The sequence below is a fragment of the Gammaproteobacteria bacterium genome, assembly GCA_041395725.1.
Taxonomy (GTDB): Bacteria; Pseudomonadota; Gammaproteobacteria; order Pseudomonadales; family Pseudohongiellaceae; genus NORP240.
In genome coordinates this window covers 501,812-513,400 of sequence record JAWKZW010000001.1, presented here as the reverse complement: position 1 = coordinate 513,400, position 11,589 = coordinate 501,812, and the positions used below count along the sequence as shown (strand labels likewise).

The window sequence follows — 11,589 nt, the reverse complement described above, 5'->3', positions numbered from 1 at the left end:
CCGATGAACGATCACCAGCATACTAGTGCCCAAAGTAGCCAGAGAATTGGCTGGGCTTTTGCGTTGAATGTTGGGTTCACGATTATTGAGTTTGTGGGCGGACTACTCACTAATAGCACTGCCATTATGGCAGATGCCATTCATGACCTTGGCGACAGCCTTTCAATTGGGACGGCTTGGTTACTGAGTCGACTATCTAAAATAGGTGCGGACAACTCTTTTACTTATGGCTATAAACGCCTTTCACTACTTGGTGCTCTAATTAATGGAATCGTATTGATAGCAGGTTCGATCTGGGTATTAGTGCAAGCCGTACCCCGGCTATTTGATCCGGTGAAGCCTGTGGCGGAAGGCATGTTTGGACTCGCCATCCTGGGCGTTATCGTAAACGGTTTTGCCGCCTATAAGCTCAGCGCAGGGGAAACCCTTAACGAGAAAGTACTCAATTGGCATTTGCTTGAAGATGTCTTGGGCTGGGTTGCGGTTCTTATAGTCTCTATAGTGCTTATGTTTGCCGAGGCGGCAATACTGGATGCCTTACTTGCTATTGGTTTCACTCTCTTTGTTCTTTTTAATGTCATTCGGAATACCAAGCAGGCACTTAAACTGTTTCTTCAGGCCGTACCTAGCCAGGGTTTGATAGAAAAAGTTCGTGAAGAACTGCTGACACTAAAGACTGTATCGTCAATTCACCATGCGCATGCTTGGTCACTCGACGGAATATCAACGGTCTACACAGCACATCTGGTAATAGATTCGCCGCTGGAATGGGCTGAACAAGTAGAAGTTAAAAACCAGATAGCACGCATCCTTGAAAAATATCGCTTCTCCCACACGACAATGGGGACGGGATAGCGCGGCAGGCGCGATGGGTCTGGCAGCTCTTCGCGCACCAATGTCTGATGGGCCAGCGTGTAGTACGCGGCCACCTGGGCCTTCTCTGAACGGTCTTCGGTGGAATAGGGAAGTACAAAGGTTCGATTCAGGTTCAATGCCATGTTCTTCGCCGCATAGCGGCGAAGATACACGTTGATGGCTTCCTTGCCGCAATCAAATGTTCTGACATTGATCGTGCGTGGATCCAGTGGCAAAAACTCAACGCTCGGCATTCAGCACGAAGCCCTCTTGATCGAGTGCTTGTGCTGCCTTACGAAGCTTGGCAGTTGGCGCAGCTGGGTTGTCACACGCCTCGCAAAAAGCGTCGAACTGCGCATTGGTCAGTTGAATGCTGCTGTAGGCTTCCAATACTTCAGGCGCATGTTGCTTCACCAGTTGGGTGACATAGGCCTTGATACTGGTTAAGCCCGACGCGCGCGCTGCGCGCTCGGCCAGTGCATAGGTTTCTTCATCCCACTGAATTTCATAACGTAAAATCTTGGGCATGGACCATCTCCAATAATCCTATACGGAATATTTCCGTAATAAGTGAAATTATTACGGAATTTATCCGTAAGCGTAAGAGCGCCCAGGATGCTACCTGTAACAGCTTAAACTTGAGCGGGCGATTAATGACAGCTTCGCTTAGAGCGGACGTTCCGGGAAGCTGGCGCTAGGTCGCCTCTTAAACCCCAAGCGGAAATTATGGCCGCGTAGAATCTTCGAATGGGAACGTCTGCTTTGGCGAGAGGGTTGGGAATAAATTGCATCAAGTCATGCTGATCACGGGTGTTCCGGGAAATTTAAACTAAGCAATCCCACAGAGATGTAAATAATAATGATTATCATTTACATTAATATTAGCAATAGTTACACTGCTGCTTTTTACAATTCACACCTTCTATCTTTGGGAGAGATCACCATGAATAATCGCAAGTCAATGGCCATTCTCATGAAGGGCGCTACCGTTGTCCTGATGCTCACGCCCACCCTGCTGGTGGCCCAGTCTGCACCCGCTATTGAAGAGATTCTCATCAAGGCCATCCGTGACGACCGCCAGAGCCGGGGTGCTACAGGGCTTGACCTTGGCGTTTATGAAACACCGCAGTCATTGTCGATCCTTGACGCCGAAACCATATCGGATTTCGGCCTGAGAAATATCAACACCATGCTTAGCGTGACGACTGGTGTTAACGTGGACTCCACTGAAACCGACCGTACCTACTACAACTCCCGCGGCTTTGACATCACCAGCATGCATATTGACGGCATTGGCGTGCCTTTTGGCAGCCTCATTGTGGGGGACCTGGATACCGCCATCTATGAAAAAGTGGAAGTACTCCGGGGTTCCAACGGGCTCATTACCGGCCTCGGCAATCCTTCCGGCACCATTAATTATGTGCGCAAGCGGCCAGGTAATGAGTTTGCTGCCAATACCTCGTTTACCCTGGGACGCTGGGACGAACAGCGCCTTGTAACGGATATCTCCACACCATTGACGGACGACGGCCGTTGGGCCGCGCGTTTTGTCGGCGTCTACCAGGACAATGCAAGTTGGCTGGACCACTATGCCAACAACCGCAAGGTCGGTTCCGTGTTCGTGGACGGCCAGATCACCGACTCCATTACTCTGGGATTCGGCTATACCTACCAGGACAACAACAGTGACGGGGTACTCTGGGGGGCGGCGCCCATCATCAACACCAGTGGCGAACAGCTCGATTTTGATGAGTCTACAACGACCACGATGGACTGGACTTACTGGGATACGCTGAATGAAACCGCCTATGCTGAATTAGGCTGGCAGATTTCCGATAATCTCAATCTGACCAGCTCAGTCACGCAGACAGATTACGAAGACAACGGCGAGCTATTTTATGTGTACTGGAATACAGGGCTGGATGCGGACACCGGCCTAGGAATGTTCGCCTACCCCGGCAAATACGATAGCATCCAGGAAACCCTGATTTGGGATACCGTGGTTAGGAGTGCATTTACCGCCTGGGGCCGTGAGCACCAATTCAATGTCGGTCTGAGTATTGCCGACAAGGACTCCATCGACCTGGATCACGCCGCCCTGTCAGGTTTTGATGCCATGCCCGCCTTCCCCGGATGGGCCGGCAACGAGGTCGCACGGCCCAATTGGGCTGCGCCGAACCAGGCTGGTGACCAGGACATTTCACTTAACCGACTCTATGGCTCATTGCTACTGTCCATAACGGAGACTTTCAACCTGATCCTAGGAGCCAGCAAGGTGGACTACGAAAACCGCGGAGTCAGCTTTGGTGTGTCAACTGATTCGGATGAGGACGGCGGAAGCCCTTATTTAGGATTCACCTGGGAAGTAGCGGATAATTTAAATCTGTACGGGAGCTACAGTGATATCTACCAGCCCCAGTACTACCTGGATGAAGACCAGCAACCGCTTGGCTCTGCCGAAGGTAGAAGTTATGAACTGGGCCTTAAAAAGCAGTTCGATAACGGGCTGCTGACCAGCATCGCTCTGTTCAGGACTGAGCAGGAAAACCTGCAGGAATTTGTGGGCTATGGTGATGGCGATGATATCGATGACACCGATTACAGCGATGATTTTACATTCGCAGAATATCGTGGCATCGATGTTGACGCTGACGGCATCGAGCTGGAAGTGGCCGGAAACCTGACCGATGAAATTCGCCTACAGGCCGGATACACCCATCTCAAACTAGAGGATCCCAACGGCAATGATGCGCGAACTTTCATCCCAAGGAACACGTTCAAGTTGCTGGCCGCTTACCAGCCGGCGATACTGTCCGACCTAAACCTGGGACTGTCGGCGCGCTGGCAGGATGAGATCTACTTCGATTCGTCCTTCGGGCGCGTCAGCCAGGACAGCTATACACTCATTGGCGGTTTCGTAAACTACAATATCTCCGATTCCCTGAACGTTGCCCTAAACTTGGAAAACATCACGGATGAGAAATACCTGAGCTCCGTGAGATTTGAACAGGCCTTTTTTGCGCAGCCGCTGAACTACCGGCTGTCCATCAACTGGGATTATTGAAATCCGAGTGATTGAAGGGGGACCAGAAAACCGAAGCATCACAGAGCCAACGACCCTGCGTTGCATCCTATGAACCCTGAATAATCCCGGTTAACGAACGGAGTCCATTATCATGTTCGCCTTCCTGATTTCACTGTCGATGTCGATCTCCGCTGCCGGGCTGATTTATTTCAGCTGGCGCCAGCGCGGCAAGCTTCTCGCAGCGTCAGCCGGATGGATTCTCGCCTTTGGTTCTGCCTTTTCTTGGGCACAGGTGCTGGGGCCCGAGATCGGCACCTGCTACGCCGTCATGATCTTCATTTGCCTGGTCTGGCTGGAAGTGATTTACACGATGGAACCCGCTAGGGGGCAATTACCTGCTTCTCAAAGATCATTACAGGCAATACATCGGCCTACGGCGAGCACCTGTTTTAGACACGCCATGATATTTCTGCTGTCTGTGCCTGCGTCCGGGGCCATCACCATGCTGGTGACTGTTGCTCTGGTCATTCATCTGCCCTGGTCATTGCCGCTCCGACTGGCGGTGGGCATCTTTGCCTACCCCATTCTTTGGGGCGCATACAGCGCGTGGATTTGCGCTCAAGGCAGGCTACTCAAACCGGCGATTCTTAGCATGGGATTGCTCGCCCTCTCAAGCCTCATACTCTTTATCTGATGAAAAATATTCTACCTCCCCAACTAGTTAAAAGTTCGCTGTCGAGCCATTCGTGGCTTGGACTGATGATCGGCGGCCTGATGTATATAGTCTGTCTGAGCGGCACAGTGGCCATCTTCTATGAGGAAATCGAGCGCTGGGAAGAGCCGGTTGCCGAGGAGTATATGACTCTCGACCCCGTAGTAGCCGAGGAGGCTTTCAACCGCTACATGTCCTCCCAAGAGACGCAAGTAACCGAACACATGTATCTGGTGTTTCCGAATAAGGCCTTGCCGAGGGCAAAAGTCTCCAGCGATCTGGAAGGCCGCTACATCAATCAGGACGGCAGCCTGGGAGAGATAGCCCGTGATGACCTCTCCGGGCTGATCACCGGTATGCATATTTACTTGCACCTACCGGTGAATGTCGGCATTGTCATCGTCAGCGCCATGGGCGCGATACTCTGCGGCCTGATCATCACCGGTTTTCTTTCCCACCCCTCCATCATCAGGGATGCCTTCAAATTACGTACTGGCAGCCCAGGGCGATTAGGGCAGGTGGATCTGCATAACCGCCTCAGTGTCTGGGGCTCGCCATTTCATCTCATGATTGCGCTTACTGGGGCCTACGTAGGACTCGTGATGATCATGGTTGCGCTGTTTGCCAGCTCCATTGATGGCGCCACTACCGAATCCATCACGGCTGAAGCCTTTCCTGCCGAACCACAACTGGAAAACCAGGCCCCGGTCTACGCTGTGGCAAAGGCGCTGGATAAAGTGCAGGAGCTTTCACCTGACGGGCACCTCCTTTATCTGATCGTGCATGACGCCAACAGCGAAAACCGTTTTATGGAATTTTATGCACGACAGCCCGGGCTGTTGGCGTGGTCGGAAAATTACCGCTTCGACACTCAAGGAAATTACCTGGGAACGGCGGGCTATACCAAGGGCGACGCCAACCAGGTGATGTATTCGGTTTATCGCATACACTTTGGTCACTTCGGCGGCTTTCTTACCAAGCTGTTCTATGTGGTGCTGGGATTATCGCTAACGGTGGTATCCTCAACCGGCATCAATATCTGGCTGGAAAAACGCAAATACCGCGATGCGCTCAACCTAGTGTGGCCGGGTGTCGTCTGGGGTATGCCGCTGGTGCTTGTTGTGGCAGCCTTTACGCAGGCAATTCTGCATATTCCGTCCATCACTATTTTCTGGCTTGGCATGACTGTCACCATGACTGCAGGTATTTTTGTTAGGGATGAAAACGTTTACAAACGCTGGCTACAGACAATGACCGGAGCGACACTCCTTGTACTTGTCACTGGTTATAGCTTCAGTTTTGGTTCCTATTCACTGACGTCGGCGGGCTTGTCGATCAATCTTGTGCTGGTTTGCCTGTCAGCGCTGTTCTTTTATCTAGCCTACGACCAGGGAAAGTCCGCTTTAGCAAAAAGTCCTGTTGCCAGAGAGTCCTGAAAAAGGTGAAAGGGGTCACACACAAATTAGGGTGTTTAATTTCCTGGCCCATTGGGCTTGACCGAGCGATTTAATTCGGGTTCTATTGAAAGCAGACATAGCAAAAAAACCAACCATAGTGACCGCTTGGAAGCCCATCTCGGCAGTAGAATCAGCCTTGGATTACGTCCGCTATCAGGTAAGCCGACGTTCAGATTCAGTGCGGCTATGGCTCCTAATAAACCCCAAGCGGAAGTAGGTTTGCTTATCCACCTCTCGGATTGTTACTGAGTGTTGGATATGTAAAACTACCGACCCCCAAAGGGTCAACCAACTATCTAAAGTACGAGGAGTAGTAACCACATGAGCTTAAAAACACTTGTTTCTAGTTTGATAGCTTCTATGTTTACGTTTAGCTTGGCTGCTCAAGAATATGGCGCCGACATTGATAGCGAGCGGCTGATCAATGCCAGTGCGGAAAATGAATCCTGGCTCAGTTATGGCCGGACTTACGATGAGCAGCGCTACAGCCCCTTAGATCAGATTAATCGTGACAATGTGGATCAACTTGGGCTGGCCTGGTACGCCGATGTCACTACTAGTCGAGGGCAAGAAGCCACACCATTGATCGTAGACGGCGCCCTCTACGTGTCTACGGCCTGGAGCCTGGTTCACGCCTATGACGTCCGTACAGGTCAACCACTTTGGACCTATGATCCACAGATAAATCGTGCCAAGGGCCGGGACGCCTGCTGTGATGTGGTCAACCGGGGCCTGGCGGCGTGGGATGGCAAGATATTTGTCGGCACTCTGGATGGGCGCCTGGTAGCACTGGATTCCCGTACCGGTGACGTTTTATGGGAAACTATGACAGTCCCCGAAGAGCTGCCTTATACGATTACCGGCGCACCTCGAGTTGTTAAAGGGTTGGTGATGATTGGTAACGGAGGTGCCGAATACGGGGTGCGAGGCTACGTTACTGCTTATGATGCAGAAACCGGCGAACAGGCATGGCGCTTTTTTACTGTCCCCGGCAATCCTGCAGAAGGGTTCGAAAACGACATTCTGTCAAATGCGGCCAATACCTGGACCGGTAATTGGTGGAACCTTGGCGGTGGCGGCACCGTATGGGACGCCATGGCTTACGACGCCGAACTGGACCTGCTGTATATTGGTGTAGGCAATGGTTCTCCCTGGAACCAGGCTCTGCGTAGCCCAGGCGGCGGAGACAACCTTTTCCTGACTTCCATCGTGGCGCTGGATCCCGACGACGGCAGCTACCGCTGGCACTACCAGACAGTTCCCGGCGAAACCTGGGACTATACGGCTACCCAGCACATAATGTTAGCGGATCTGGAAATTGCTGGGGAAAGCCGACGCGTGGTGATGCAAGCGCCAAAAAATGGCTTCTACTACGTCCTGGATGCCGCTACCGGTGAACTGATTTCTGCAGAACCCTACACACCGGTCAACTGGGCCAGCCATGTCGATCCGGAAACCGGCCGTCCAGTGGAAAATCCTGAAGCTAGGTATGAGCGCTCCGGCAATCCTGCAATTGTGCTACCTGGCCCCCTGGGTGGACACAACTGGTACCCAATGGCTTATAGTCAGAACACGGGGCTGGTCTATATTCCAGTGACCGAGAACTTTATGGGCTATGTTGCAGATAGCGAGTTCGTACCCAGTTCTGATGGTTGGAACACAGGTGTGGATTTCGGCCGTGGCTTTCAGCTGGTCAGAAGTCAGCCAAACCCGCCTCAGAATGCCTCCATGCTGAAAGCTTGGAATCCGGTCACACAGGAAGAAGCCTGGCGCATCGTCCATGACGTACAAACCGGCAACGCCGGCGTGTTAGCTACCGGGGGCGGCCTGGTATTTCAGGGCAATCGCTCGGGAGAATTCGTCGCCTATAACGACTCCACCGGTGAGCGACTTTGGGCCGGACTGACTCAGGCGGGAGTCATGGCCGCACCAGCCACGTTTACCGTTGACGGCCTGCAGCATATCGCGGTGCTGGTAGGTTCACCCGCACTACCAGAGAACGGACCAGGCGCCAGCGTGTCTACTACCAGCGCATCGAGCAACAATTCGCGCATACTGGTTTACCGTATTGACGGCGAGGCCCGACTCCCCGGCGGACCTGCAGTAACCTCATCCGAAGGTGATTTCGTGCTGCCGCAGATTAATGCCACCCACGAATTGATTTCTCAGGGAGAAACTGCCTATAACGCCAACTGCGCAGTGTGTCATGGGCCTACTGCAGTATCCACCAGACCGGATACCTATCCCGACCTGCGATTGAGCCGGCGTCTGGCGACAGTAGACACCTGGAACAGTGTCGTCCTGGAAGGCGAACTGGAGAGTGAAGGCATGGTGTCATTTAGTGAGATACTGGAAAATGGCGACGCTGAAGCGATTCGCGCTTACGTAATTACCCAAGCGAGTTTGACTGCACAGTAACTGCGAGCGAATCTATGCCTACCCCTCCTCATTGGGGAGCTCGGTCCTTGATAAAGCCGGGAAATTTGGGGTGGAGGCAAACACAAGGCATCTTGCCCCGACTTTCCGGCGAAGTTTAGTTCTCAAGACTGTGCGATTCGGGGTGTGCCCAATTTTTATAGTCTTCACGCGTTTGGCTGTAGTTGGGTGTCTGTTTTTGTTGAAATCAGACAAAACAATACCTTTACCATAATGACCGCTATGAAGCCGGCAGCGGTCATGCCAGGGGGCTGGAGCTAGGCCACCTTTAAACCCATAGCAGACATCCTCACTCTTCACGAATGGCACCCACTTGCTCGCCTTGAGACCGACCGCTCTGAGGCCTAGTGCAGATGGTCGGATATTAGACACACCCTGTGTGGGGATGTTCTTTCTTCTCGGATATCCCCCCTCCCCCTGACTTTCCTCTATAATCCCTATCTTTGCGTGTAAGGAGAGCGGAAGTGGTACAAAAACGACGGGTTGTATCATTGCGCAAGGCAATTTCACTGGCGGTGATGGGCGTGGCGCTGCCTTTTGGCAGTGCAGCACAGGATGTCGAAGAAATCGTGGTTGTCGGGGTCACACCACTGGCAGGTCCTGGAATCGAGTTGGACAAGATCCCCTTCAATGTGCAGACGGTCAATGCGACAGACCTAGCTGACTCCCTCAGCCTCGATATCACGGATCATCTCAACAGCAATGCGGCCAGCGTCAATATCAATGCGGCACAAAATAATCCCCTGCAACCGGATCTACAGTTTCGCGGATTCACGGCCTCGCCTTTGCTTGGTCTGCCTCAGGGCGTTGCTGTTTTCCAGGACGGGGTCAGGATCAACGAGCCGCTGGGAGATGCAGTTAACTGGGACATGTTGCCGGAGTCAGCAATATCCAGCATGACACTGTTGAGTGGTGCCAATCCGGTATTTGGGCTTAATGCACTCGGTGGAGCCATAAACATCAATATGAAAAATGGCTTCAATTACAGCGGCACCGAAGCAGAGCTGTATACTGGTGACTGGAATCGCAATGTCGGGACAATCGAATCAGGCGGGAATAATGGGACCTGGGGCTACTATGTCAATCTCAGCTACTTTGAGGAAGACGGCTGGCGTGATCTGTCGGATTCCGATGCGCTGAATTTCTATGGCAGTGTCAGCTGGCGGGATGGTGATCGCTCGGCCCTGGACCTGGCGATTCAAGAAGGACGTAGTGACCTGACTGGCAATGGCGCATCACCAATCGGATTATTGGACTTGGAACGTGAAGCAATTTTCACGGCACCGGACATTACCGAGAATAATGTAACCTTGTTCAGCCTCAACGGAAGTCACCGTCTCAACGATGCCCTGGTGCTCTCCGGAACTGTATACCGACGTGAGAATGACTCTGAATCCTTCAATGGCGATGCGTCTGAATTTGAGCTCTGTGAATTTTTCGGCGGTGCCCAGGCACTGTTGGAAGAAGCCGATGACGCAGAAGACGCCCTGGAAAACGAACTGGGTATAGAGCTAGATGAAATCTGTGAAGGTGAAAGAGACAATATCACCAACTTCGAAGACCTGGAGGAGTTAATCGAACAACAGGCTCTGTTGGCAGGCCTGGATCCAGAGGACTTCGAGCTGGAAGATGTCACTGACGAACTGAGTGGCAGCGGTATTCTCAGCGACGAGGCGATTAACAATATCAGTAGCCGACGGCAAACCAGTGAAGGACTGGAAGGCCAGCTGACATTTCTGGAAGACCTTGTTGGTTTTAATAACCAGTTAGTCGTGGGATTCAGCTACTTCAATGGGCAATCCCGCTTTAAGTCCGTAACCGAACTGGCGGATCTGGATCCGCAAACCCGTTCAACTGCTGGGCTTGGTACCGCCACGTTTTTCGATGAAGCGGCGACAGATATAGCCACGGAGACCAGGACTTGGAGTCTGTATTTCACCAATACGCTTGATTTGTCCGACACGTTGACCCTGACATTGGCTGGCCGCTTTAATGATAGTGACGTGACCCTGCGTGACCAAAGTGGTGAAAGACCTGAGCTGAATGGTGATCACAGTTTTTCCCGCTTTAATCCTTCTCTAGGCCTGGCCTGGGAGATTGATGCAGGGTTTAATGCCTACTTGTCTTACAGCGAATCCAATCGAGTGCCGACACCGATTGAATTGTCGTGCAACGAAGAAATTTTCAGCCTGGCTCAAGCGCGAGCAGAAGCTGAAGGTGACGACCCGGACGATGTGGAATTTGAATGTCGGTTGCCTAATGCATTTCTGGCCGATCCCCCTCTTGATGATGTGGTAACTAAGAACGTAGAAGCCGGGTTTCGACTGCAGACAGAAGACGTGAACTACCGGCTGGGGTTCTTTCACGCTACCAACGAAGATGACATTATCTTTCAGACTACCGGTCGTGCCACCGGATTATTTGCCAATGTGGACAAGACCCGCCGGTTAGGATTCGAATCTGCATTGAGTGGAACTCTTGGCTCGTCAGTCAACTGGTTTGCGACGTACAGCTATATTGATGCTACTTTCGAAGATGATTTTCAAGCACTGAGTCCCAACCATGATTCTGCTGATGTCGAAGGCACAATCAGCGTTGAGGAGGGCGATCGCATCCCGGGCATTCCCAACCACCAGGCCAAGCTCGGTGCCAGCTTCCGATTCGAAAACAACCTTCTGGTCGCCGCCGAGGCCATCTACAATTCCGATCAACGACTGCGCGGTGACGAGTCCAATGAGCTCGACGAGGTAGATGGTTTCACGATTGTTAACCTCAGGGCCATCTATCAGGTAACGGACAACATCAGTCTATTCGCCAGGGTTAGCAACCTGTTCGATAGCGAATACGAAAACTTCGGTTTGCTGGGTGAAGATCCTGGTGAAGTAATCGACTCTCTAAGTGGTACTAGCTCTGTCTTCCTAGGCGCTGGTTCCCCACGTGCGGTCTGGGTAGGTGCGCGTGTCCGCTTTTAGAAAGTGAATGGTGTTGATTTGACCAGCAGTTCCATTCCGTCATGCATACGACTTCAACCTGATAATGTTGTAGGCTACGTCGGTAATGCGGAAGATCCAACTGACGTTGGCCATACCCCGCACTCGCAATTT

7 protein-coding genes are annotated in these 11,589 nt (G+C 52.2%); 6 read left to right on the top strand and 1 reads right to left on the bottom strand.

The features are described 5' to 3' along the window. Nucleotides 1-3 precede the first annotated feature (3 nt). Nucleotides 4-855 (top strand): cation diffusion facilitator family transporter, encoded by an 852-nt coding sequence (locus tag R3F50_02180; protein ID MEZ5489111.1) that lies wholly within the window; start codon nucleotides 4-6, stop codon nucleotides 853-855. A gap of 240 nt (nucleotides 856-1,095) precedes the next feature. Here R3F50_02180 and R3F50_02175 read toward each other — a convergent pair whose 3' ends face one another. Beyond that, nucleotides 1,096-1,383 (bottom strand): DUF1778 domain-containing protein, encoded by a 288-nt coding sequence (locus R3F50_02175; protein ID MEZ5489110.1) that lies wholly within the window; start codon nucleotides 1,381-1,383, stop codon nucleotides 1,096-1,098. A 415-nt stretch (nucleotides 1,384-1,798) separates the two neighbouring features. Here R3F50_02175 and R3F50_02170 point away from each other — a divergent pair, with 415 nt between their 5' ends. From R3F50_02170 to R3F50_02150, 5 genes are all read left to right on the top strand, one after another. Next, nucleotides 1,799-3,919 carry a TonB-dependent siderophore receptor gene (locus tag R3F50_02170; protein MEZ5489109.1) on the top strand — a complete coding sequence of 707 codons (2,121 nt, stop codon included), beginning with the start codon at nucleotides 1,799-1,801 and terminating at the stop codon, nucleotides 3,917-3,919. A 112-nt stretch (nucleotides 3,920-4,031) separates the two neighbouring features. Further along, nucleotides 4,032-4,574, top strand: coding sequence for a hypothetical protein (locus R3F50_02165; GenBank protein MEZ5489108.1), 543 nt, complete (start codon nucleotides 4,032-4,034; stop codon nucleotides 4,572-4,574). Then, a complete protein-coding gene (locus R3F50_02160; protein ID MEZ5489107.1) occupies nucleotides 4,574-6,028 on the top strand; it encodes a PepSY-associated TM helix domain-containing protein in 1,455 nt (484 codons plus the stop codon). Before R3F50_02165 ends, R3F50_02160 begins: the two co-directional genes overlap by 1 nt. 381 nt (nucleotides 6,029-6,409) lie before the next feature. Continuing rightward, complete coding sequence (locus R3F50_02155) at nucleotides 6,410-8,467, top strand: PQQ-dependent dehydrogenase, methanol/ethanol family (GenBank protein MEZ5489106.1); 2,058 nt, start codon at nucleotides 6,410-6,412, stop codon at nucleotides 8,465-8,467. Between the two features lie 482 nt (nucleotides 8,468-8,949). Further along, entirely contained in the window at nucleotides 8,950-11,457 is a 2,508-nt protein-coding gene (locus R3F50_02150; protein ID MEZ5489105.1) for a TonB-dependent receptor, read from the top strand. Nucleotides 11,458-11,589 lie beyond the last annotated feature (132 nt).